The sequence below is a fragment of the Shewanella seohaensis genome, assembly GCF_023283775.1.
GTDB classification, from domain to species: Bacteria; Pseudomonadota; Gammaproteobacteria; order Enterobacterales; family Shewanellaceae; genus Shewanella; species Shewanella seohaensis.
Genome location: NZ_JAKILE010000001.1, coordinates 473231 through 496552 on the forward strand (window position 1 = coordinate 473231; position 23322 = coordinate 496552).

Annotated in this window: 19 protein-coding genes and 1 riboswitch; of the genes, 10 read left to right on the plus strand and 9 right to left on the minus strand. The window is 47.1% G+C overall.

From position 1 onward, the window contains the following. Window positions 1-397 precede the first annotated feature (397 nt). Window positions 398-631, plus strand: a complete 234-nt coding sequence (locus L2713_RS02080) for a transposase (RefSeq protein WP_011621463.1) — start codon at window positions 398-400, stop codon at window positions 629-631. A 720-nt stretch (window positions 632-1351) separates the two neighbouring features. Here the strand turns inward: L2713_RS02080 and L2713_RS02085 are convergent. Together L2713_RS02085 and L2713_RS02090 are read right to left on the minus strand one after the other, a co-directional pair. After that, a complete protein-coding gene (locus L2713_RS02085; RefSeq protein WP_248966711.1) occupies window positions 1352-2209 on the minus strand; it encodes a PA4780 family RIO1-like protein kinase in 858 nt (285 codons plus the stop codon). A 270-nt stretch (window positions 2210-2479) separates the two neighbouring features. Next, entirely contained in the window at window positions 2480-2821 is a 342-nt protein-coding gene (locus tag L2713_RS02090) for a hypothetical protein (RefSeq protein ID WP_380823577.1), read from the minus strand. A 201-nt stretch (window positions 2822-3022) separates the two neighbouring features. Here L2713_RS02090 and L2713_RS02095 point away from each other — a divergent pair, with 201 nt between their 5' ends. Continuing rightward, window positions 3023-3571 carry a DUF2799 domain-containing protein gene (locus L2713_RS02095; RefSeq protein WP_089068481.1) on the plus strand — a complete coding sequence of 183 codons (549 nt, stop codon included), beginning with the start codon at window positions 3023-3025 and terminating at the stop codon, window positions 3569-3571. Window positions 3572-3623: 52 nt separating this feature from the next. Here L2713_RS02095 and L2713_RS02100 read toward each other — a convergent pair whose 3' ends face one another. Beyond that, the gene (locus L2713_RS02100; RefSeq protein WP_248966713.1) at window positions 3624-4346 is read right to left on the minus strand and encodes a phosphatase PAP2 family protein; all 723 of its coding nucleotides are present in this window, start codon (window positions 4344-4346) and stop codon (window positions 3624-3626) included. Between the two features lie 254 nt (window positions 4347-4600). Between L2713_RS02100 and L2713_RS02105 the strand changes: the two genes are divergently transcribed. Continuing rightward, the gene (locus L2713_RS02105) at window positions 4601-6541 is read left to right on the plus strand and encodes a bifunctional diguanylate cyclase/phosphodiesterase (protein WP_248966714.1); all 1941 of its coding nucleotides are present in this window, start codon (window positions 4601-4603) and stop codon (window positions 6539-6541) included. 186 nt (window positions 6542-6727) lie between these two features. On the opposite strand, the gene nrfA is transcribed toward L2713_RS02105, so the two are convergent. Further along, on the minus strand, window positions 6728-8131 hold the full coding sequence (nrfA, locus tag L2713_RS02110) for an ammonia-forming nitrite reductase cytochrome c552 subunit (protein WP_248966715.1): 1404 nt from the start codon (window positions 8129-8131) through the stop codon (window positions 6728-6730). 241 nt (window positions 8132-8372) lie between these two features. Here nrfA and narQ point away from each other — a divergent pair, with 241 nt between their 5' ends. After that, complete coding sequence (gene narQ, locus L2713_RS02115; RefSeq protein WP_248966716.1) at window positions 8373-10166, plus strand: nitrate/nitrite two-component system sensor histidine kinase NarQ; 1794 nt, start codon at window positions 8373-8375, stop codon at window positions 10164-10166. Beyond that, complete coding sequence (locus L2713_RS02120) at window positions 10159-10788, plus strand: response regulator (protein WP_011621455.1); 630 nt, start codon at window positions 10159-10161, stop codon at window positions 10786-10788. Before narQ ends, L2713_RS02120 begins: the two co-directional genes overlap by 8 nt. Before the next feature lie 88 nt (window positions 10789-10876). On the opposite strand, the gene L2713_RS02125 is transcribed toward L2713_RS02120, so the two are convergent. Further along, window positions 10877-11251 (minus strand): YacL family protein, encoded by a 375-nt coding sequence (locus L2713_RS02125; RefSeq protein ID WP_086901968.1) that lies wholly within the window; start codon window positions 11249-11251, stop codon window positions 10877-10879. Between the two features lie 180 nt (window positions 11252-11431). Between L2713_RS02125 and L2713_RS02130 the strand changes: the two genes are divergently transcribed. Continuing rightward, entirely contained in the window at window positions 11432-12397 is a 966-nt protein-coding gene (locus tag L2713_RS02130) for a zinc transporter ZntB (protein ID WP_248966717.1), read from the plus strand. Between the two features lie 54 nt (window positions 12398-12451). Here the strand turns inward: L2713_RS02130 and L2713_RS02135 are convergent, their stop codons facing one another. From L2713_RS02135 to L2713_RS02145, 3 genes are all read right to left on the minus strand, one after another. After that, on the minus strand, window positions 12452-13567 hold the full coding sequence (locus L2713_RS02135) for a succinylglutamate desuccinylase/aspartoacylase family protein (RefSeq protein WP_248966718.1): 1116 nt from the start codon (window positions 13565-13567) through the stop codon (window positions 12452-12454). Window position 13568: 1 nt separating this feature from the next. Continuing rightward, window positions 13569-14924 (minus strand): lysine-sensitive aspartokinase 3, encoded by a 1356-nt coding sequence (gene lysC / locus L2713_RS02140; protein WP_086901965.1) that lies wholly within the window; start codon window positions 14922-14924, stop codon window positions 13569-13571. A 143-nt stretch (window positions 14925-15067) separates the two neighbouring features. Next, window positions 15068-15242, minus strand: a riboswitch (Lysine riboswitch). A gap of 242 nt (window positions 15243-15484) precedes the next feature. After that, on the minus strand, window positions 15485-15919 hold the full coding sequence (locus L2713_RS02145; protein ID WP_011621450.1) for a DUF3293 domain-containing protein: 435 nt from the start codon (window positions 15917-15919) through the stop codon (window positions 15485-15487). 587 nt (window positions 15920-16506) lie between these two features. Here L2713_RS02145 and arcA point away from each other — a divergent pair. After that, window positions 16507-17223 (plus strand): two-component system response regulator ArcA, encoded by a 717-nt coding sequence (gene arcA / locus L2713_RS02150; RefSeq protein ID WP_007644695.1) that lies wholly within the window; start codon window positions 16507-16509, stop codon window positions 17221-17223. Between the two features lie 336 nt (window positions 17224-17559). On the opposite strand, the gene L2713_RS02155 is transcribed toward arcA, so the two are convergent. After that, on the minus strand, window positions 17560-19851 hold the full coding sequence (locus tag L2713_RS02155; RefSeq protein WP_248966719.1) for a S9 family peptidase: 2292 nt from the start codon (window positions 19849-19851) through the stop codon (window positions 17560-17562). A 296-nt stretch (window positions 19852-20147) separates the two neighbouring features. Between L2713_RS02155 and L2713_RS02160 the strand changes: the two genes are divergently transcribed. The 3 genes from L2713_RS02160 to gapS6a all read left to right on the plus strand — a co-directional run bounded on the left by L2713_RS02160 (window position 20148) and on the right by gapS6a (window position 23319). Further along, the gene (locus L2713_RS02160) at window positions 20148-21140 is read left to right on the plus strand and encodes a class 1 fructose-bisphosphatase (RefSeq protein ID WP_248966721.1); all 993 of its coding nucleotides are present in this window, start codon (window positions 20148-20150) and stop codon (window positions 21138-21140) included. Between the two features lie 630 nt (window positions 21141-21770). Beyond that, a complete protein-coding gene (locus L2713_RS02165) occupies window positions 21771-22760 on the plus strand; it encodes a nuclease-related domain-containing protein (RefSeq protein ID WP_248966722.1) in 990 nt (329 codons plus the stop codon). 199 nt (window positions 22761-22959) lie between these two features. After that, the gene (gene gapS6a, locus L2713_RS02170) at window positions 22960-23319 is read left to right on the plus strand and encodes a GapS6a family protein (protein ID WP_248966723.1); all 360 of its coding nucleotides are present in this window, start codon (window positions 22960-22962) and stop codon (window positions 23317-23319) included. The last annotated feature ends 3 nt before the right edge of the window (window positions 23320-23322 follow it).

The following is a 23322-nucleotide window of genomic DNA, read 5'->3' on the forward strand; positions in this document are numbered from 1 at the left end:
AAAAAGTTACCGTTTGAAACATTTTAATAAGTTTATGATTTTTAATAAAAATATAAATTTATAAATGTTGGCACGGATTTTACATACTAATAAATAGGTAGAAGAGCAGAGGCGCTCAAAGCCACTCACTCAACACCTTATGTAAGCTGTTTGACATCAATGGACGTTAATCTAAGTGCCCGTTGTGAGGCATGTAATCGAAGCACAATCCCTAAGTGGATTGAGGAGAATAGAGATGAAACATCTGATGAAACTTATTAGTCATTGTCGCCACGAATGGTTGTCCCTGCGCCACCTAGGACATAGCCAGTGGGATATAGAACAGCGTCATTAATCACCAAGGGAAGCACCGAAAGAACCAGCAAGCAGACAGAACATAGAGTAAGAGGGATAACCCATGGGAATCGCCAATCATAGTCTTAAACCTGACGTTATTTTTGAAGTGAAAGTCAAAGGCAGATTACTCTCTGATGTCGCACGACAGTACGGTATTTCGGCTAAAGCGGTTTACCAATGGGTAAGAGAAAGTGAGCAACAGCCGCAGCAAAGGGAGTGCGCTTTAATCTCTGAAATTGCGCAGTTGCAGAAACGTATTAAACAGCTAAACAGTGAATTACGCACTATAGGTTGAGGTAACCTCGCCCAGTGCCCTTATCGACAAGGCCGGACCCCATTGCATATTGCCCTGTAGGTCTAACGCGGTATGAAAGTTGTGCTAAAAACAATAATAACAGCGCCCTTTTACGTCCGGCCTTGTCATCCAATAAATAGAATGAGTGCTCAATAACAGTTTAGACAGGGTCGGATGGGTATCTATTATCGCTCCCCAACGACCTAAGATATAAATCGTACAAATAACAATAATAACTGTGCAGTTTACTATCCGGCTCTGTCAACTTAATGCTTAAAGGGTATGCAATAGCAAAAGAGGAAAGGTTTTGACAAGGCTTTAGAGGGAGCTATCTCCCCCAAAGATCAAATATGTGAATTGTGCTCCCCCAAGTCACGAACATATTACCCTCTTGGGTCTTGTCCTTTTATTCACGGATCAAAGACGATCCAGCGCTAGACTAGGATAGCGCGCCATGGATGGCTGTGTTGCTTGCAACACCAAAGGTTTCGGCAAGGCTCGAGGGAGTTGTCTCCCCCAAAGATTAATATGTCGATAGGGCTCTGTGACCCATCAATATATTTCTCCCTTAGGTCTTGTCCTTTTATTGAGTGGTTCAATGGAAAGGAAGGGGCTGAGTGCCCATGCCAAGGACGGCAATGCCACTGTTTTTATGACTGCATCGAAAGGATTTATCCAATAAAAAGACGCCTATCTGGCGTCTTTTTATTGGGATGTCAGCTAATAGTTTTCGTTAGCCTCTTGTAGTCGCAGCTTACGCTCCTGCGCCTCATCATAGGCGGCTTGGATCTCATCCAAGACAGAATTCACATCGGCATCGACTAATACTTCGGTAAATTTACCCGTGAGCGGCGTATCCGCTTTTAATTGTCCCGCTTCAAACAGTGCCCACATTTCTTTAGCATATTGGGTCTTAAGTAGCTCTGGGGCGTACTGACCATAATATTGCGTCATGTTATTAACATCACGCTCAAGCATCCATTTTGCATGGTTGTTGGCCGCGGCATCGACAGCCTGAGGCAAATCGATGATCACAGGGCCATTGGCATCGACTAGGACGTTAAATTCGGATAAATCGCCGTGAACTAAACCAGCACAAAGCATACGTTTAACATAGGTCATCACCAAAGCGTGATCACGCATGGCCTGCTCGGCACTGAGGCTCACGTCATTAAGACGGGGCGCAACATGGCCTTCGCTGTCGGTCACTAATTCCATCAATAACACGCCATCGAAACAACCAAATGGCGTCGGTACTCTGACGCCCGCATGGGCTAAACGGAACAGCGCATCCACTTCTGAATTTTGCCAGGCTTCTTCCATTTGTTCGCGGCCAAATTTAGAGCCTTTTTCCATTGCCCGAGCACGGCGACTATTACGGACCTTACGGCCCTCTTGGTAAACCACCGCCTGCTTAAAACTGCGTTTATCCGCCTCTTTATACACCTTGGCGCAGCGAATATCCTCACCACAGCGTACCACGTACACTGTAGCCTCTTTACCGCTCATCAGTTGGCTAATGACTTCGTCAACCAGCCCTTCATCAACCAGAGGTTGGATTCGTTTAGGAGTTTTCATACCGACCTTATACCTTACTTAGGCGTAAGATGGAATGTGCCGGGCAAATCTTCATATAAAAGCAGCCTTATAAAGAGGATAGATAAAAAGATTCAGTTAAAGATACCTGACTTCAGTAAAAACTAAAGCACCTCGTGCAGGAACACAATAGCAAAACGCAGTGGATTTACCGTCAGTAAAGCTGCTGAAAATTAACCCTGATTGCCTGTACCTTGGCTTAACGAGCGCATCGATTGACTCAAGCAACAAGGCTATGAAATCCATCGTGATTTATACGAAGAGCGCAATCACACTGCCAACCGTTGCCGCAGCTTTGAGCAATTGTCCGGCTTTGTAATAGCCTTGAACATTCTCTTGGGACGATGCTTTCGGCTCATGGACTGATTCACGCTCCTGCGGCTCAACCAGACCAAGCGCGCCATGGGCAAAGGATTGCAGAGCGCCGACCTCAGTCTGAGTCTTGTTATCGCTCGACTCTTGAGGTCCAGTGCCACTTTTAAGTTCCGACTTTAGCTCTTTGGCAGACGCAGAAATCGTCGCCGTGTGTGGCACAGACCGTTTTGTTCCCAATAGCGAGCTATCTGATGAAGGTGGCAAAACCTGCATAAGCATATCCAATACAATGGGTTAAAAATTAAAACTAACATTAACTCAATGCCTTAGCATTATTACATCGCGCGAGTTGTGACTCAGATAGGGAAAGCCAGCCAAAGCGCTGTGCCGGATAACCGTATTGCGGGCGCAATATTGCACTGGCTCTCCCCTTCCCTAAGCTTTATGCTGATGCCCTTTTGTGACTGATCTGATTTTCAAATGCGCTATCTTAATCTTGCTTTGGCTCTTACCGCCCTCTCCCTCACCCAATGCACGAGTCTCTCACTCGAGGAATGCCGAGATAATGACTGGTACGCCACGGGCTTAGCCGATGGTAATCGAGGCGCCAACGCGAGTCTGCTCAATCAATATCAGCAGGATTGTCATGAGTTTAACCTCAAGGTGGATGCTGCCCAGTGGCAACAGGGGTATCAGCAGGGGCTTATCAGCTATTGTTTGCCCGAAAATGGCTACCGCGTAGGTTTAGCAGGAGAAAGTTACTACGGCGTGTGTAACAACAATCAGTTTGTTGAGCGTTATAACCAAGGACACGAGCAATATTTGGTGAATAAACGTCTGGCTGAAATTGCCGACCGCCTAAATGCCATCGATATCGAAATCAGCAGCATCAACAACAAGCTGAACAATCTCACCGATAAAGCCGATCTGCTGCGACAGAAGAACATCCTATTGAACGAGAAAAACCATCTCCTCGACGAAAGACTCAGATTGCGTCAAGGCGATATCCGCTTTGAGTTTCGCTTCTAAGCTTTCGCCTCAGACTAGTTTGAGGGATAACAATGGCTTGAGGGTTCAGCCATCACTTAGAGATGGCTTCTTTGGTATTGATAATACTGATTTTGTTGGCGACTTTAATCTTTTTAACCTTAGGCACACGAAGGAAGAAGCCATAGTAGAGCAAGCTTGCGGATGTCCAAGCGATGGCCAAACTCCAGAGGTCGTGGCTCAAGAAGTGGGCACCACGCAGCTCCTGCGCAAAACCAAACACCGCGCCTAATACAATCCCAAAGATGAGTCCCGCTTTGGCATAAGCTGGGCGGTATTCCTTCAGCACATAATAGCTTGCGACCCAAGCAAAACCACCACTCGAATGTCCACCGGGAAAACACTGACCAAACTCGGCGCCCTCAGGTAGGCGAGCAAACAGGGATGAATGCATCATGCGACCGCCAAACTCGAGCACATCCCAAGGGCAAGTCATATGGGTAAGACTCTTACCAAGGCGCACTAAAACCACGCTGGCCAGCACACTGCAGAATAAATAGATAAAGCTTTTACGGTAAGGGCGCAGTTTGTCGATGCGAAAACTTAAACCAATGCAGCTAACCACGACGACGGCAAGCAGAATAACCAGGTTTCGCCCAGTGACATGCAGTAGATCTTCAGTCAACCAATGGCCGCGCAGTGGCCAAGAATCGACACCACCCTGCCAGTGAAATAACATGCTGGCGAATCGCATATCGGCATGGGTCAGTTCGAGCCAAAAAATAATCACCGCAAACACGAGCCAAGGTGCAAGCAAATGTCCCTTTGCGAAGCTGAAAAATGTCGTCCTAACATTGCTTTTGTTATTGTGATGCACTTAATTATCCACTCGCCAAAAATACCCAGCACCAGACTACGGTCGAATTCTTATCAAAAGCTTAAGAAACGCAAAACATGGGATTTAACATACTATCTACAAATTAAAGCAAACTTAATTGTTTGGGTAAACTCGCGCTGAGAGAAAAAGACTATAGTTTATAAACAACAACCTGCTTTTCGGATGAGCCTCAAATGCCCTACAAGTTTGCCCTCCAACAATCTCAAAAAGAGCGTATATTCGCCGACATGGCAATTGAGACAGGAAAAATTACCGTACCCCCCGAGATGCTAGAGAATTGGCAACAAACCTTAGATCTGCTCTCCGAAATTGTGGATACACCTGCCGCGCTTATCATGCGTGTCCACCCCACTGAGATAGAGGTGTTTGCCTCGAGCCATAGTCAGGGGAATCCCTACAAACCCCACGATAAAGAACATTTAGGGCATGGTCTCTATTGCGAGACAGTGATGAAAGAGTGCCGTGAACTCCACATCCCCAATGCCTTAAAGGATGCCAATTGGGATAAAAATCCCGATATAAAGCTAGGGATGATTGCCTACTGCGGCCTGCCATTACATTGGCCCGATAACAGCACCTTCGGCACCATTTGTATGCTCGATAGCAAGGAGCGCAACTACAGTCAGCAATTTCGCAGTTTGTTAGCACGGTTTCAAAATGCCATCGAAACCAATCTAATCACTCTGTACCAACAGGCTAAATTGCAGCTCCATAACCAACAACTCGAGCAAAAAGTTCAGCAACGCACCCACGAGTTGGCCGAGCTGAGTGCCAAACTAATCCGTGAAATCGAAACGCGCACCACCACCGAAAGCTCGCTTGAATACCATAAGAGTTACGATCCGCTGACAGGCCTCCCCAACCGGCTCAATCTGCTCAATACGTTGGCGAAAATGCTGGAAGATATTAATCGTAAAGAAAAAATCTCAGTGTTTTACCTCGGGCTACGTAACTTTAAGTCCATAAATGACAGCTACGGTTATCTTATCGGCGATAAGATACTCACCATCTTGAGCCAGCGGTTACAGCATTGCACAGACGGCCATACCTTTATTGCCCGCATCGCGGGGGCGGAGTTTGTGCTAGTGCAAGCCCATAAGCCCTCGCAGCGCGAGACCCACAAACTGCTGAATCAGATCATCAACTGCTGCAATTCTCCCTTTGGTATCGCTGACTTCGTGATCACTATTCCCTCGTCAATCGGCATAGCACAGGCGCCAAGCGACGGTATCGATGCCGCAACCCTGCTGCAAAAAGCCGGAGCCGCCATGACCATCAGCAAGGCCGAAGGCATTCCCTATAGTTTTTTCAATCAAGACACTCAAATCGCACTGAGCCAGCGCTATCAACTCGAGTCGCACTTAGTCGATGCCATGAGAAATAATGAATTAAGTCTGCACTACCAACCCTTTATCGAACTCAAGACCCACAAAGTCATTGGCGCAGAAGCCTTATTGCGTTGGCACAATCCAGTGTTAGGACAGGTTTCACCCGACCGATTTATCGCCTTGGCCGAGCGCAATGGACAAATCATGGAGATAGGTAACTTCGTGCTCCACAGCGCCATTAAGCAAGCGGCCGACTGGTGCCAAATGTTGCAACGGGACTTTAAAATCGCCATCAATATCTCCCCCGTACAAATGCGTAATCCCCGCTTTGTCGAACATATTGCTGAGCTTTTAACCCTGTACCAATTACCCGCCACGGCGCTGGAGCTGGAAATCACCGAGGGCATGTTGCTACAGGACGAACACTTGGCCCACAAGGCCATTATGCAATTGCAGGAACTGGGGATCCGCATCTCACTCGATGACTTTGGCACTGGCTACTCTTCATTAAGCTATCTACAGAAATATTCCTTCGATACCCTAAAAATCGACCGCTGCTTTATCAGTAAACTCGAAAACAGCGAGCAGGATAGAGAGTTAACTAAAGCTATTATCGCCATAGGCAAAAAGCTCAAACTGAAGGTGATTGCCGAAGGCGTCGAAAACCAAAATCAGGACAGTTTTATCCGCAATGAAGAATGCGATTTAGGACAGGGGTATCTCTATGGCAAACCCGTGACACCCGCGCAGTTTGAACGTGACTTTATTCGCCCATCCAAGCGCTAAAAGCGTGATGTAGATAAAGTCCGCATAAACGCGGCAAGTTGTTTGCACCTAAAGCAAAAGAGTCAGAACTGACATGATATTGGCCTCGCCCTTAAACAACAAGCTCGAAAGCCGCCAAAAATAAAGCCCCCGTAACCTAAGTTGCGGGGGCTTTTACATGAGGGGTTAGCTCATATTCAACAGGAATTACTTATAAGTTGCTTCGCGTTTTTTCGCTTCGGCATCCCACTTAGGTAAAGTGTCTTTCTTGAATGCTTCTTTCTCTGCATTCATCTTGTCCATATCCATACCCAGTGCAGCTTGAGCTTTCGCTTTGGTAGAGATATCTGGGATAGCAACAGCGTCAGTCACGCCTTTCTTCGCCAGTAATTGGGCTAATTTCACACGGGCATCGGCCGCTTTATCAACCGCAGTACCTAGGATACGCAGTGCTTCTTCTGGAGCGTGAGCCGCTACACCGTGAGAAGCAATCGCGAAGTCCCAGCGCCATTGAGCATGACGGATATCAGTCAGGATTGGCTTCATTTCGGCTTCAGTTGCACCTACTTCCCACGCTTTAGCCGCTTCGAAGTGTGCTTTCACTAATTGACCTTCGGCACGAGCTTTCAGCTCTTTCACTTTGGCATAACGTTCTTTAGTGATGCCTTCTAAGAACTCTTTGCTTTGGCTATGGCAAGTTGCACAGGTTTCATCGAAGCGATCGAATGGGTTACCCACTTTATGATCTGTGTACTTACGACCTTTGTCGTTAGTCACTTTAGGCATGTGACAGTCAACACAGCTCACATCGTTCTTACCATGTACGCCCAGTTTCCAAGTTTCATAACCTGGGTGTTGTGCTTTCAGCATTGGAGTCTTAGACAGTGAATGAGTCCAGTCAGAAAACTCGATTGCATCGTAGTAAGCTTCCATTTGTTCAACAGTGGTACCTGAATCCCAAGGGAATTTTACGAAACCTTTGCGGTCGTCTTTCTTCTCGAAATAGTATTCAACGTGACACTGACCGCAAACCATAGATTGCTTGTCTTTCTTCGAAGCTTTGTCGAATGGAGTGCCAATAGTTTCCATTGCGCGCTCAGCGAATGGACGTGAAATACGCAGTTTTGGGGTGCCTTTTTCGTGGCAGTCGCTACAACCGATAGTGTTAACGACTTCTGGGCCACCTTTAGCCCACTTGCCTTTGAAGTAACCGTCTTCGCCTTGTTCTTCGATCAGGCGAGGTACGTCAGGGCTCTTACAGCTCCAACATGCCATTGGCATTGGGCCGTCTTCAGCATTGGCTGGTGCGCCAGTACGTAGCGTGTTACGTACGTCAGTCACGGCATACATGTGGCCGCGAGGTGCGTTGTAGTCTTTTGCGAAACCATAACCGGCCCACAGAATCACTAAGCTAGGATCGCCCGCTAATGCGTCGGTGATCTCTTCGCTTTTCGCGGTGTCATGCCAGCTATTGTATTGATTAGCAAACTTATCTTTGTATACTTCGTTGCGTGGCTCGGTCTTATCGCTCGCCATCGCACCCGCCGCCATGAAGCTCGCGGCAACCAATGCACTCAGTGCAAAGGACTTACCTGTCATCTTCTTCATCATCTCATCTCCGTGTTGCATTATTTTAATAAATCACGACATCTCCAAAGCCAAAGTTAGTGGCTTAAACCCTCCAAAGACATACCTCTTAGGGGGTATCTAGTGCGAAGTTTGCGCTAGATCAAAATGTAATAGTGTTGTTGTTCACACTTTTATGTTTTCGTTAATGTAGTACATTATTTTCTAATGTAAAACACGACTAAAGTGCCATTAAATCAACGGCCATATATTAGGTAATGGACATATGAAACGAGGCAGCCTTACCTCAAAAATTTTAGGTTTAATGTTAGTACTGATTTTACTTTCTAGCAGCCTAGCCATCTTCGCAATCATCAATTTGTCTTACAGTTTAGGCGATGCAAAGGCCATCAACGCCTCAGGTTCACTGCGGATGCAAAGTTACCGGCTGATGTTTTATGCCAATTCCGGCAGTGACGCCGCCCAAGAGAAAATTACCGAGTTTGAAAACACCTTGCATTCCGAGGCATTGCAGCCCTCCACGGGTTGGCTTAGCCCGAAAAAGATCGCCGAACAGTATCAACTCGTTATCGATAAATGGCTGGTGATGAAGTACTACATTGAGCAGGAAAACTCCCGCGATTACGCCGCCTCGCTCAAGGACTTTGTCGATACCATTGATTTATTGGTGTTAGAAATGGAGCACCATGCCGCTTTTAAGCTGCGCCTGCTTGCCGCGAGTCAGATTTTTGGACTCGGGCTGATGCTCGCCATCGCCTTTTTAGCGGTGCGTTTTACCAAGCGAAAAGTCGTGGTGCCCTTGCAGCAGTTAATGGAATCGGCCAACACCATTTCAAAGGGTAACTTCGAGATAGAAATGCCCGAAACCGAATATATTGAACTCACAGCCCTAACCCATGCGCTACAAAAAACCGCCCGCGAGCTCGCAACCCTCTATGGCAACCTAGAATCCCAAGTCACCGAAAAGACTCTTGCGCTCACCAGAGCAAACAATGAACTCGCTTTTTTATACGATAACCTTTTGACTCTTAATGCGAAAAAACTGGACTACAAGGCGCTCAAGGCCGCGTTGAATCAGTTAAAGGATTATGAGTCTATCGACTATTTAAGGCTGATTATTCAGTACCCAGAGCAGGAACTCGAAGTCGTCGAAGCCGATGGTGGCTGGCCGGAAGATGCCCAGCACAGCACCCGTTTCCCACTGCAATTTGAACAGGCCGACTTAGGTTACTTAGAACTGATTTCGGCGCAGGATACCAATACGCCGCTATTTAAAAACTTCGCCATCATGCTCACTCGCTCTATCGTTATCCATAACGCCACCGAGCAGCGACAACAACTGGCCTTGATGGAGGAGCGCGGCGTGATTGCCAGGGAATTACACGACTCCCTCGGCCAAGTACTGTCATTCCTCAAAATCCAAATTAGTTTGCTACGCAAAAACTTAGACCATAGTTGCCGCAGCCCCGCGGTAGAGAGTCAACTGACGGAAATCAATGAAGGTGTCAGTACAGCCTATGTACAGCTCAGGGAGTTATTATCCACTTTCAGATTAACCATTAAGGAACCGAATCTGAAAAACGCGATGGAAGCCATGCTCGAGCAGCTCAGGGCCAATACCGATATCAAGATCCATCTCGATTACAAACTCGCGCCCCAATGGCTCGAGGCAAAGCAGCATATTCACATTCTACAGATCACCCGTGAGGCCACACTCAACGCCATCAAGCATGCCAATGCCAGCCTGATCAATATTCGCTGTTATAAAGATGACAATGGCATGGTCAATATCAGTGTGAGCGATAACGGCATAGGAATTGGTTATCTTAAGGAGCGAGATCAACACTTTGGCATAGGGATCATGCACGAGCGCGCCAGTAAATTAGCGGGCACTGTTGTATTTAGCAGTAATGATACGCACACTAATAGCAAGGGAATTGCAGAACAAGATCAACAAATCCCAGGCACTCCCTCAGAGTCCAATAACGCATCACATTTGTCACAGGGAACCAAAGTTACTTTAGTTTTCCCTTCCCAACAGGAGCCTACACATGGGTAAGCCTTATTCTGTCCTAGTGGTCGATGACCATCCTCTCCTTCGCAAAGGGATCTGCCAACTGATCGCCTCCGATCCGGATTTTAGTCTCTTCGGTGAAGTCGGCGGAGGCTTGGATGCCTTAAGCGCCGTCGCCACCGATGAGCCCGATATTGTATTGCTCGATCTGAATATGAAGGGAATGACAGGACTCGATACCCTCAACGCGATGCGACAAGAAGGCGTTACCTCACGGATAGTGATCCTCACCGTGTCGGATGCCAAACAAGATGTCATCCGACTACTGCGCGCAGGCGCCGACGGTTACTTGCTGAAAGATACCGAGCCGGATCTACTGCTCGATAAGCTCAAAAATGCCATGTTGGGCCACAGAGTGATCAGCGATGAGGTCGAAGAATATCTGTACGAACTTAAAAATGCCGCCGATGAGCAGGAATGGATTTCAAGCCTCACGCCAAGGGAGCTACAGATCCTGCAACAGCTGGCAGAAGGCTTAAGCAACCGAATGATTTCAGAGCACTTACATATCAGTGAAGGCACGGTAAAAGTACACGTGAAAAACCTGCTGCGTAAGGCCAATGCCAAGTCGAGAACCGAAATGGCAGTCAGGTATTTGAACAACTAATACTTCAAACCTAATGATTTAGCACTAAGCTAAAAAAATAAAGGCAATCAATCGATTGCCTTTATTTTATGTTTTGATTAAATCGGTATTATCGCCCTTTTTGCACAAACTCATACCAACTTAGCAGGGCTTCCTCTAAGTCTTCTAAACCGCAATAGGCTTCCGATTCCGCATCGTAGAGGGACATTGCCTCTTCGAGTTCATATTCCTGCTCAAACCCTAAGGCATTGGCATAAATGCGTGCCTGCTCTTCATCCAGATCTAGGGTGAGATCGCCACCAATCAGACGCCAAGAATCACGCTTACCCGCTTGAATATCTTTGATAATATCGAGCACTTGTTGAATTTTGGCTAACTCTGGCCCCAACTCTTCCGAAAACCATTGGCCCAGCACTTCATGGTCCATACTAAAGCTGGCTAAATAAGTGCCCGTCAAACTGTTACGCCGAAATTCATATTCCATTTTATCTTCTCAATGCATTACAACTAAGGCTAATTTTAATCTATTTCATCGTAAGTTGCTTGGCCAGCAATTTAGCCCCGCTAACCGTCGCTATTGTCAGCACAAACGTCGCCTAGACTTCATTTTCACAACGAAATCAGTTAGCTTGAGTCCATGATTTAGCAAGAGATGGAATGCGATATGCACGATGGATTTATCTACAGTTTAGTGCTTAGCGGCGCGAAGGCGGGTTCAAGCTTAAGCCCAGAAGAGCTTGAAAACTGGGATCCCAATGATGGGCTGATCTGGATACACCTACGTTATCGCCACAAAAAAGCCCGTCACTGGGTGTTAAATAGCGGCCTGAATAAAGTTGAAAGCGACGCCCTGCTCGCTCAGGATACTCGCCCGCGGGCCGTACTGGCTGGCGAAGGCGTCTTGCTAGCCCTGCGCGGAGTAAACTTAAATCCTAATTCGGCCCCAGAAGACATGGTCGCGGTACGTATTTATGCCGATAAACAGCGGATTATCTCTACCTGCGATCGCGAGCTGCTCTCAGTCAAAGATGTCGCCGAACTCATCATGGAAGGCGCAGGTCCCACCACCACAGGGGACTTTATCGTCGCCGTTTGTGAAAGACTCACTACCCGTAAAGTGGATTTTATCGACACACTCGAAGAGCAACTGTCGGAGTTAGAAGAACAAGTTGTCTCTGGCAATGTGAAAGATTTACGCACTGATATCGCCGAGCTACGTAGGCAAACTGTGGCGCTGCGCCGCTACTTAGGCCCGCAGAAAGAAGCCTATACCAAGATGCTCGCAGAACAATTTGTGCTGTTTAACGAGCCCGAAAGACTCAAGATGCGTGAAACCACGGATAAGCTGATCCGCACCATTGAAGACTTAGACGCCCTGCGTGACCGAGCCAATGTGACCCAGGAAGAGTTACTCAGCCAGCAATCGGAGCAGCTAAACAAGCGCTTGTATTTCTTATCCTTAGTCTCGGCAATCTTTTTACCGCTAGGCTTTTTAACCGGATTGCTAGGGGTGAATATTGGTGGCATTCCCGGTGCGGATAACACTTGGGCCTTTGCGACCTTCTGCGGCATTCTTATCTCTCTGGTCGCCCTGCAAATGGCACTCTTCTATCGCTTTAAGTGGTTGTAGACTGCAATAAAAAACGCCAATCTTATGATTGGCGTTTTGTTTTACCCATTGCCATTACTGCGGCAACTCAAACAGATTTGTCATGACTTTATAAAGCTCAGTGCCTTGATGCACTGACGCCGAGGCAAAATGGAGTATGGGCACACAATCCTGCTGCAAGCTTAGCGCCGTCAGCTCCTGCTCACTACCATATAAGTCGAGCCGCAGCAGATTGACTAAGGTCTCACCCGCCGCCAGCGGCTCTCCCACGGGCGCCACATATTCCACCAATCCTGCCATGGGCGCATGGTACTTTTTGTAATCCTTAAGATAACAGCCAAAACGTGGCATCTTTGCGGGTGCGACTCGCTCGGCGATCACCCCACGATGACTCAAGTAGGCCAAAATCCCCTGAGCATCGACTAAAGCATCCTCAAGGCAAATGCGTTCTTGGCTCGCAAGTTCCAAGGTAAAGGCCGAAACGGCAATCTTAAGTTCTCGCCCCTGTGCTTTGGCGACTTCACTCAATTGCCACCAAGGGCAAAATGCCGCTTCATCCATAGCCCCGCCAAAACTATTGGGGATCACTAAGGTGTAAGGAATCGAGAAAAACTGCGCCGCCGCAATATCATATTCTGGGCAATACAAGTGTTTACAGGATTTAGGCCCAGTATGCAGATCGAGTACTATATCCGCCTCGTGGGCCATGGCCTGCAGGTTAACCGCTAATCTGTGGCCCGTGGTCACGCCCCACTCGTTGCGCAAACGCTGCTGACACGCTTCGACTAAGGTACTGCGATAAGCTTGGATAAGCGCACTGTCACTAAGCTCGGCATGTTCACGGTACCAAGCGGGTAAATCAATCGAGTGATTTAAGTATTCGCGGTTCCAGTTTGCCCCTGTAATAGGGTCAAAACGCCCCAGCGTAAACTCACCACTCTTTTGATTTATCCCCAGCGGATTTGCCAAGGGCACTAAGGTAATTTCCCCTAAGATGTCACAGCGCTCAAGCTGCTTCATCAATTGGAAAATCACCGCATTCCCCTGTACCTCGGCGCCGTGGACATTGGCCTGAATATACACTTTAGGGCCAGAAACATGACCACTTGGCTTGAAGTGGTAAATCGGCAGAGTGAGTGCTTGCCCTGCGGCAAGCTCCCCAATGGTTAAAGACGACGCAGTCGGTTGCATATTACGCGCCTTCGAACAGGTTTTCGTGCAGTGCTTTAACCACTTGCGCCGCTTCTGATTCGGCTACCAATACGCACAAGTTATGCGGACTGGCGCCTTGGCAGATCATGCGCACATTGTGGGGTTCAAGTACTTCAAACACCCGGCGGCAGATACCGGCTGTGGTGGCAATGCGATTACCGATAATCGCCACCAGTGCCAAACCATCTTCAACACGTACACGGCAATGCTGTGATAATTCCTGCAGCAACGCCTCGCTCAACAGCCCTTGGCCGCTTGAATCAGAGCCGGTTTTATCTAGGGTCAGAGAGACGTTAACTTCTGAAGTGGTGATCAAGTCCACACTTATCTTATGTCTTGCCAATGTGGCAAAGGTTTCAGCTAAGAAGCCCTGTGCATGCAACATTTGCAAGCTGTGTAAATTGAGTAGCGTTTGGTCGCGGCGCAGCGCAACCGCGCGAAACACGGGCGCATCTTCAACCTGATGACGGATCCAAGTGCCGCCCTTTTCAGGCTCCTTACTCGAGCCGACAAACACTTGAATTTGTTGGCGCACCGCAGGCAGGATCGTCGCAGGGTGCAGCACTTTAGCACCAAAAGTCGCCATTTCGGCGGCTTCGTTAAAACTGATTTCGGCAATAGGATGGGCGTTTGGCGCAAGGCGCGGATCGGTCGTGTAAATCCCGGCCACATCGGTCCAAATCTCAACCGCAGAGGCTTTTAAGGCTTCGGCTAACAATGCCGCAGAATAGTCGCTACCGCCACGGCCAAGCGTGGTGGTTTGTCCGGCCTCATCTGAACCAATAAAGCCTTGAGTCACAATCACTTGCTCAGATAACAACGGCAGTAAATGCTCAGACGAAAGAAGCGCAATTTGCTCAACCTGTGGCTCAGCACGGCCAAAATGACTGTCGGTGCGCAGCACTCGGCGCACATCGAAGGCACTCGAGTTGGCGCCTTTTTCGCGCAATACCGCCGCAAATAATGCCGACGAACACTGCTCTCCAAGGGACAATAACTCATCCATGGTGGCCTTGCTGCGTTGGGATGCTAGCGCTTCGCTCAATACCGCCATACGACTTAACAGTTTATCCAATGCCGCAGCTACATCGTTGGGGCGACCCAGTTTATCTAAGATAGCGTATTGAATTTGCGCGATTTGCTTTAAGCGCTGTAAACGACCATCGTCGTTCATCGACTCTTGGGTAAGTTCAACCAAGAGGTTAGTCACGCCACTGGAGGCGCTAACCACCACTAAACGGCAATCGGGATTGCCCAGTACGATATCGGCGCAGCGATTCATTGCACCGTAATCGGCGACTGAGGTACCACCAAATTTTGCGACAACAAGAGACATTATCGTACCTCCGCAGAAGCAGAAGACACGGCACAAACTAGGATAAGATCTTGATTAACTAACATGATTACGCTCCGAACCAACTTCGTTCGAAGAGCCTGGTGCTCAATGATACGCACCCCAATAGAAGGGAAACAGCAATCGTCACCAGAAGCTCTCCACCAATTACAGGTGACAATCGTTAGGATTCAGCCTAAGCGACCGACATAAACATGCAGCAACCACATCTATGCCTCGGCGTTAATCTCCCTCATCAATCATCGCTGGAGTTTGTGCTCCTCTGACTGACTACCTAGTTAACGCTCCTCTTCTGTTCCTTTCCGCCGGAAAGGGACGAAAAAAGTAGCAATAAACCCCTAATGAAGTCAATGCTAATTTCACATCGCATAAACAAATTCAATAAACGCTTTTAAAAACAATGAGCAATTTAGCGGTAAAGCCAAAGCAAAAATGGCGGCGAGGTATCATGCAGGCATTAACAGGATTAAAAAAATAACTGACCTAGCCTTGCCCTTTACAGGCAAAGCCGGATAAGAAAAATAGTAATAAACTCGCGCGGCTTAGGTCGCTAGATCCGGCAGTTCGTAAACCAAACGCACGTGATCATTAAACAGGCCTAAACACACTTCATCATGCCCGGTGATGGTGCAAGGCACTAAACTCACCTCGCCCTTTTCCACCATGTAGATGGCATATTGATTAAACTTTTTCCCCAACTGCAGCGCCATGCTTCTGTCGACAAACACCGCCCAGCTCTTTTCCATATGGGATAAATCTGGCGATGCGCCCACCATTGCACGATAGGGGCTGCCGATTAATTCAATATCACGGAGAAGTTGGCGGTCGAGTAAACGGTTTTGGCTGGGACTGAGGAGGGTTGAAGCGGGATTATGGGCGGTAATTACAGCAAAGGAAAAATCACAGGATAATGCTTGAGTAAGCAAAAACAACGGCTTCTGGTAATGCTGCCACAAATCTTGAGTCATGTTGTCCATTGGTAGTCTAGTCGAAAAATGAACCCGAGTTAGTGTAGCAGAGCGCCTCCAAAATCCAAAGAGGCGTGAACTAGGTCACAAGAATTAAAAATACATTAGTTATACTAATCAATGACTAAAGTAAATATCATGGTAAATCAGGGCCTCATCCAGAAATTTGTTAACATTTCATTTGTTAACAAATGCCTAAAACGAGTACAATGACGCCATTGGCTAGCTGAGCAGATAACATTAAGTTTGCTTAATCTTGACAAGGGTTTGTTAGATTCCTCTGTGAAATCACCCAAGGCTAGCCAGACATCTTTTAAAATGTGTTCTACATTTGAGTTATCATTTAAACATTTTAAAAAAAAACAATAGTTAAGGAACTATTTATAACTATTGCTTATCGAAGTTGATACTGGTTACGTTTTATCGTATTACACTTTAAACGTGCACTTTATATACATCCTGATGTGTCGCCGTAAAGATCTTTCCTTTGAAGCACAGAGCAGTTAGAGGAAGTATCAACATTTTATGAATATAAGGATCCGATGTAAGCGGTCCTTATGGTTAGAATAAAATTGGTTAAAATTTAGGTAATTAATATGCAAAATCCGCACATTCTGATCGTTGAAGATGAAGCCGTTACCCGTAACACGCTGAGAAGTATTTTCGAGGCAGAAGGGTATGTGGTAACTGAGGCCAATGATGGCGCAGAAATGCATAAGGCTATGCAGGAAAACAAAATTAACCTAGTGGTTATGGACATTAACCTACCAGGTAAAAACGGTCTGTTGTTGGCACGTGAATTACGTGAAATCAACAACATCGGTCTGATCTTCCTGACAGGCCGTGACAACGAAGTCGACAAAATCCTTGGACTTGAAATTGGCGCGGACGATTATATTACCAAGCCGTTCAACCCACGTGAATTGACGATTCGTGCTCGCAACCTTCTGACTCGTGTGAATAGCGCTGGTAACGAAGTCGAAGAAAAGAGCTCTGTCGAATACTACCGTTTCAACGATTGGAGCCTAGAGATCAATAGCCGTTCTCTGGTGAGCCCACAGGGTGAATCTTACAAGCTGCCACGTAGCGAATTCCGCGCTATGCTGCACTTTGTTGAAAACCCAGGCAAAATCTTAACTCGTGCCGATCTGCTGATGAAGATGACTGGCCGTGAGTTAAAGCCACACGACCGTACTGTTGACGTGACTATCCGCCGTATCCGTAAGCACTTCGAAAGCTTGCCTGATACGCCAGAAATCATCGCGACTATCCACGGTGAAGGCTACCGTTTCTGCGGTAACTTAGAAGACTAATCTTCTCAGTCCGTTTGAATAATAAAAAACCAGATCCTCGGATCTGGTTTTTTTATCTCTGCAATATGGCAAATCCTCTGCCCCGCTTTATCACCCGCCAAACTTGAATCGCTAAACTTGAATCGCCAAGCTGAAATAGCCATCGCAAACCTTAAGCGCATCGATTGGATATCGAGCACTTACTCACGACCAAGTGCGATCCACAGCCTTAACTCAGGTGCTTGCTAAGGTGGTAGCTAAGGTATTAGCCAAATACCGAGTGTAAAAAAAGAGTGAGGTGTTAGCCTCACTCTTGGATAACGGCAATCGCTTGCTTAAACAGCGCCCTGCTGTGGGTTATTTTCCGCTTTTAAGCTGTCTATCGAGGAAATCCGCCAGCGAGCGATATAAGTGATTACGCACTTTCTCACCGCGCATCGAATGCTTAGAACCCGGATAATCAATCATCTGGAACAGTTTGCCTTCGTCCTGCAACGCCTTATACACGCGAGTACTGTTTTCAAACAACACGTTATCGTCGGCCATGCCGTGGTACATCAATAGCCCAGACTGATAGTTTTTCACATAGGGGAACACGCTACTAGCTTCGTAACCTTGTTCATTATTCGCGGGATGGGCGAGATAACGCTCGGTGTAGTGAGTGTCGTACAAACGCCAATCGGTGACGGGCGCGCCCGAAATCGCCGCCTTAAAGTAATCCGGCGCCTTAAACAGACTCATCAAGGCCATATAACCGCCGTAGCTGTGGCCATAAATCGCCACATTATTGCTATCGACAAAGGGCAAGCTGCGCAGATAATCGACGCCAACCTTTTGGTCGTTCACTTCCGCCTCGCCCAAGTGACGGTAAATTACCTGTTCGAACTGAGTGCCTCTGTGGGCACTGCCACGGTTATCCAGTTGAAATACCACATAACCTTGCTGCACTAAGTATTGGGTAAAGTAATCCTGCTCACTCCAACTATTGGTCACCAATTGCGCATGTGGGCCGCCATAAACGCGCACGACTACGGGGTACTTTTTGTTCGCATCGAAGGGCACAGGTTTAAAGAGACGCGTTTGTAAGACTTGTCCATCTTCCGCCTTAAGCTCTTTAAACTCAGGCAGTTGCCACAGGCCAGCATAGTCATACAAAGGATGACCTGCTTTGACTTGGTTCTGCTCGACCCACGCCAGATGTTGGCCCTTATCGCCGTGCAAACTGATCTGTGGCGGCTGAGATAAGCTATTGAAATAATCCAAATACACGCTTTGACTATCGGCAAATACCGGATTATGCATCCCCGCCTCGCTGCTCACGCGCTCAACCTTGCCACCCGCTAACGGCACACGGTAGAGGTGTTTTTCGATAGGGGTATCTTTGCGGCCGGTGAAATACACCCAGCCTGCGGTTTCATCGATATATTCCAGCTCATCGACTGCCCAATTGCCCTTGGTCAGTTGCGTCTTCAGCTTACCTTTTAGGTCAAACAAATAGAGATGATTAAAGCCGTCACGCTCCGAGGCCCAGATAAACGCCGATTGCTGCTTTAAGAAGTGCAGGTCATTGTTTAGATTCACCCAAGCATCGCTGCGCTCTTTGACTAAGGTTTTCGGCTTGGTCAGCGCATCGAGCGCCACCATTTGCAGGTCTAATTTTTGTTGATCGCGGCTCTGCCATTGAAAGGATAAATGCTTGCTATCCGGCAACCAATCGACGCGAGGCAGGTAAATATCCTTATTTTTATCATCGCTTAAGGTGACCCAATTGATGGCTTTATTATTAAGGGTCACAACACCCAGTTGGATCTCGACATTGTTTTTACCCGCAGCAGGGTAACGCTGCTCGGTAAGCTTAATGCCATCGGCGTAGATTTCATTGCGGGTGACTAACTCAACACCAGACTCATCAATACGGGTAAAGGCGATGGCCGACTCATCGGGCGCCCACCAGTAACCCGTCATGCGATCCATTTCTTCCTGGGCGACAAATTCCGCCATGGCATTTTTAATCGCGCCGCCACCGTCTGTGGTCATGGCCTCAAGCTTTTTAGTCGCTAAATTGAGCACATACAGATTTTGGTCCCGCACGAAGGACACAAAATTGCCCTTGGGCGATAGGCGCGCATCGGTGGCAAAGCCCTCGCCTATCGGCAGTTGGCTGACGCTGTTATCCGCTAAGGAGAAGTAATACAGATTCCCCGAAGCAGGGATCAACAGCGCCTTGCTATCGTCCGCCCAGAAATATTCCATAATGCCTTCGCCATAAATACGTTGGCGCTCACGGCGGGCCTTTTCTTCATCGGATAACTCATTGCTCGCCAGCTTATCGGCGTTTAGCAACAGGCTAGATTCGCCCGTCTTCACATCCATCTGCCAGAGATCGTAAAAGTTTTGGTTGTCTTTACGTCCCGCAAGATAGGTCACTCTTTGACCATCTGGGGATAACTTTAATCCACGGGGACTCGTGCCCGCCAAGGCAGGCGAAGCATTCATGCGCTCGATAGTCAGCGGCGTTGTGCCGCCTTCAAGCGCATAGGCGGGGGTCAATATCGCGCTAGAAACCATGGCCAGTTGACTCGCTATCAGTAGGGATGAGGCGCCCAATGTCACCGAGCGCAGGGAAGAAGCTAACCCATTTTTAGTCATTATTATTCCTTGGAAGCATACTCGCCTTAAGGTGGCGATCAAAAACTGCCGTCATTGTGCCAAGGCAAAGCCTAAATAAAAAGCGCAGGCAATATACAGATACAAATTAGCTGGCGAACTCCTGCGGTTAGCGCAATTTTCAAGATAACCCACTCAGTCTGACACAAAGGGATAACCCTCTTGGCTTAAATTGATTAAAACCCACAGCAACATCGCTGAAATTGTCGACTAACTGAGTTATTATTCGCGGCAAATAATGAAATTGACCTCAATGTTGAACCCCTAAAGGACCTAACATGCAGACTCTTGCCCAGCACTTAACCTCAAAGGCAGTGAACGAATCCCTCTCGCAACTGATTTTGACCTTAGCCGACACCTCCAAAGCCATCAGCCATGCCGTGCGCCACGGTGCCTTAGCTGGCGTGTTAGGCGCGACCGAACAGGAAAACGTGCAAGGTGAAACCCAGAAAAAACTGGATATCATCACCAACGATATGCTCAAAGATGCATTAAAAGCCGACGGCACAGTGCGCGGCTTAGCCTCTGAGGAAGAAGATCATGTGGTTGAAGTCAGCGCCAATGGTCAATATCTGGTGTGTTTCGACCCTTTAGATGGTTCATCAAATATCGATATCAACTCGCTAGTCGGCACGATTTTCTCTGTTTTACCAGCACCACAGGGTGAGTTAACCGAGGCGAGCTTCCTACAATCTGGCCGCAATCAGTTAGCCGCAGGTTATGTGCTCTACGGTCCATCAACCATGCTCGCGCTCACCACAGGCCAAGGCGTGCAACTCTTTACCCTGCACCCAGAAACCAACGAATTTTTACTGACCAACGCGGCCATGAGCATCAGCCCTGACACCCAAGAATTCGCCATTAACATGTCGAACCAACGTTTTTGGGAAGCGCCAATGCAGACCTATATCGCCGATTTACTGCTAGGCAAAATTGGCCCGCGCGAAAAATCCTTCAACATGCGCTGGATTGCTGCCATGGTCGGTGACGTGCACCGCGTACTTTCTCGCGGCGGTATTTTTACTTACCCAACCGACAATAAAGATCCGAAAAAGCCATACAAGCTGCGTTTAATGTACGAAGCCAACCCAATGGCCTTGTTAGTAGAGCAAGCTGGCGGTAAAGCCTCTACTGGTTATGAAACCATTTTGGATATTCAACCAACCCAAATTCACCAACGCGTTGCAGTTATCCTAGGTAGCGCCAATGAAGTGGACGCTTGCCTAAGCTACCATGGTATCGATTACAGCGAAGAACCAACGCTGGACTAAGCCGAATCGCTTAAGCTTTGATTTTTTTATGATAAAAGCCACTGACCACAGTGGCTTTTTTATTGTTGCGGAATGCGACATTCGCTTTTTAAATGCGGCCTTACGGCCGAGAAAGTTTAACGTCGTGGGGCTTCACCCTCAATCAATCGTGATGATTTGTTTGGTGTCACGCTAACAAAGTTATCGCTGTGAATCACGATTAGTAATTGCGGCCTAACGGCCGAGGTGAATCAAAGTCGTGGGTCTTCAACCCACACCCGACCAAAAGGGGAAAAACGCCTGTTCCCCTTTTGGAAATCCCCCGGCGTCCCTAGCGAAGTTACATGTATTAGAGACTAGCCTTGGTCTTATGGATAAATTGCTATCGCTTCCGATGGTACATCCTGTACCCCGAAAGCTAGCCGGTCATCCCTGACCGGACTCACGCAATTTATTCCAACGCCCCGCGGCAACTTCGCAGGGGAAGGTGAACTTCTGTAACTTCTGTGTTGGCTGTAAATCCCCAAAGAGTTGCACTTTCCTATCTTTGACCAACGTTAACGTTTAGCGATTTTTGTCTTTATCTTTCAATGGCACAGTGGGTATTATGAAACCGATTATTATCAAGTTATGAATGGACGCTGTTGATAAATGATTCTGAAAACTAAAACACTGCAAAATACCCAAACACCACAAACGATTGCGGGTCAAAAACAAGAACAGGACGTTGCCTTCTATCTGCGCCGCGCTTTCAAAGATCATCCAGAAGTACTCGTTATCAATGATTTTCGATTCACCTTTAACGGCGAAACAGCTCAAATTGATCACTTAATTATTTATCCCTACGGCTTTGTTTTAATTGAGTCTAAAAGCATAAAAGGTCATGTAGATGTAAACCAACATGGCGAATGGACACGCAGTCACGGCAATAACTGGTTTGGTATGCCATCACCTATCAAACAGGTTGAACTACAACAATCACTGCTTAAAGAGATGCTGAAGCAGCATAGAAGTGAAATTCTCGGTAAGTTACTCGGGATAAGACAGCAAGGCTTTGGTATGCGGTGTTGGGATCATTTATGTGCGGTCTCAAGCGATGCGGTCATCAACAGAGAAACTATGCCTGCGGCAGTTTCAGAGCAGTTAGTTAAGACAGAGTTTTTAGTCGAGAAGCTTGAAAAGATTATGAATCTTAAAAGCAAATTCTTCCGAATTATTAATGTGAGTGATCCCCGCCCAGACTTTAATCAAGAAGAGCTGAATTCAATCGCTAAGTTCTTAATCGATCGCCACCTAGACCAATCTCAAGCTGCGAGTGAAATAACGCCCGTACATACACCACAAATCAAAGAACCTGTAGCCTCCTTTGCCGTTAACAAAGTGGCAGAAGTAAAAAACCAACCAATATCGCAACCTACAACAAACAGCATGCTTCGCTGTAAACATTGCGGAGAATCAACAAACTACACCCCGATGTACGGTAAGTTTGGTTACTACATAAAATGCAATCAATGCACTAAAAACACGCCAATGAAACAAGCATGCCCACAGTGCCAAAGCAAAAATATCAAAATACAAAAACGCAACCAGAGCTATACCCTCACCTGCCAAGATTGCAGTCATAGCTCACAGGTAATTTAAAGCTTGGAAAAAATTGGTTCTAAGTTACAGCTTCAAATAAAGGCTAAGTACATGAGAAATAAAATAAACAGAGATTCGGGTCGATCCCATTTTTCCATCGGAAAAATGAGAAACCTAACTAAACGGTTAAAGCTAGCTTGTTTAGATGTAACAAAGCTATAAATCGCCCTTTCAAAGAGCTTAAATCAAGAGGAACTCAATGGAATACCTAACCGCAGCAATACTTTCAGGCCTCATCTACGATGGGGTTAAAAATGGAGCAACCATAGGTTATGAGCTGCTAAAGTCTAAGCTTCAAGGTTGGATTGTTGACGAAAAGCAAATAAACAGGATTGTGGAACAACTTAAAGAAGCCGGTGTTAATGAAGATTTAGCACCTCATTCTATGGAGAGGAAAATCAGTGAACATCAGCCACTAACTGATTTGTTGAAAAAAATACCAAGCTGCGTTAACAGCCCTCATATTAGTCAAATTTCAAGAGTTGGGCACAACATTAACGCCAATGATAATGCTCAAATTCATGTAGGTAATATAGTAGTAAATAAAGGAAATGAGTAAGAA

Bases quoted from the DNA above. Each gene is read 5' to 3' on its own strand.
- L2713_RS02145 (WP_011621450.1), bottom strand. From the start codon at position 15,919: ATGGACAACATGACTCAAGATTTGTGGCAGCATTACCAGAAGCCGTTG.
- L2713_RS02165 (WP_248966722.1), top strand. From the start codon at position 21,771: ATGATTCTGAAAACTAAAACACTGCAAAATACCCAAACACCACAAACG.
- L2713_RS02125 (WP_086901968.1), bottom strand. From the start codon at position 11,251: ATGGAATATGAATTTCGGCGTAACAGTTTGACGGGCACTTATTTAGCC.
- L2713_RS02155 (WP_248966719.1), bottom strand. From the start codon at position 19,851: ATGACTAAAAATGGGTTAGCTTCTTCCCTGCGCTCGGTGACATTGGGC.
- L2713_RS02130 (WP_248966717.1), top strand. From the start codon at position 11,432: ATGCACGATGGATTTATCTACAGTTTAGTGCTTAGCGGCGCGAAGGCG.
- L2713_RS02090 (WP_380823577.1), bottom strand. From the start codon at position 2,821: ATGCTTATGCAGGTTTTGCCACCTTCATCAGATAGCTCGCTATTGGGA.
- lysC (WP_086901965.1), bottom strand. From the start codon at position 14,924: ATGTCTCTTGTTGTCGCAAAATTTGGTGGTACCTCAGTCGCCGATTAC.
- L2713_RS02080 (WP_011621463.1), top strand. From the start codon at position 398: ATGGGAATCGCCAATCATAGTCTTAAACCTGACGTTATTTTTGAAGTG.
- L2713_RS02085 (WP_248966711.1), bottom strand. From the start codon at position 2,209: ATGAAAACTCCTAAACGAATCCAACCTCTGGTTGATGAAGGGCTGGTT.
- L2713_RS02120 (WP_011621455.1), top strand. From the start codon at position 10,159: ATGGGTAAGCCTTATTCTGTCCTAGTGGTCGATGACCATCCTCTCCTT.
- L2713_RS02160 (WP_248966721.1), top strand. From the start codon at position 20,148: ATGCAGACTCTTGCCCAGCACTTAACCTCAAAGGCAGTGAACGAATCC.
- gapS6a (WP_248966723.1), top strand. From the start codon at position 22,960: ATGGAATACCTAACCGCAGCAATACTTTCAGGCCTCATCTACGATGGG.
- nrfA (WP_248966715.1), bottom strand. From the start codon at position 8,131: ATGATGAAGAAGATGACAGGTAAGTCCTTTGCACTGAGTGCATTGGTT.
- narQ (WP_248966716.1), top strand. From the start codon at position 8,373: ATGAAACGAGGCAGCCTTACCTCAAAAATTTTAGGTTTAATGTTAGTA.
- L2713_RS02135 (WP_248966718.1), bottom strand. From the start codon at position 13,567: ATGCAACCGACTGCGTCGTCTTTAACCATTGGGGAGCTTGCCGCAGGG.
- arcA (WP_007644695.1), top strand. From the start codon at position 16,507: ATGCAAAATCCGCACATTCTGATCGTTGAAGATGAAGCCGTTACCCGT.
- L2713_RS02105 (WP_248966714.1), top strand. From the start codon at position 4,601: ATGCCCTACAAGTTTGCCCTCCAACAATCTCAAAAAGAGCGTATATTC.
- L2713_RS02095 (WP_089068481.1), top strand. From the start codon at position 3,023: ATGCGCTATCTTAATCTTGCTTTGGCTCTTACCGCCCTCTCCCTCACC.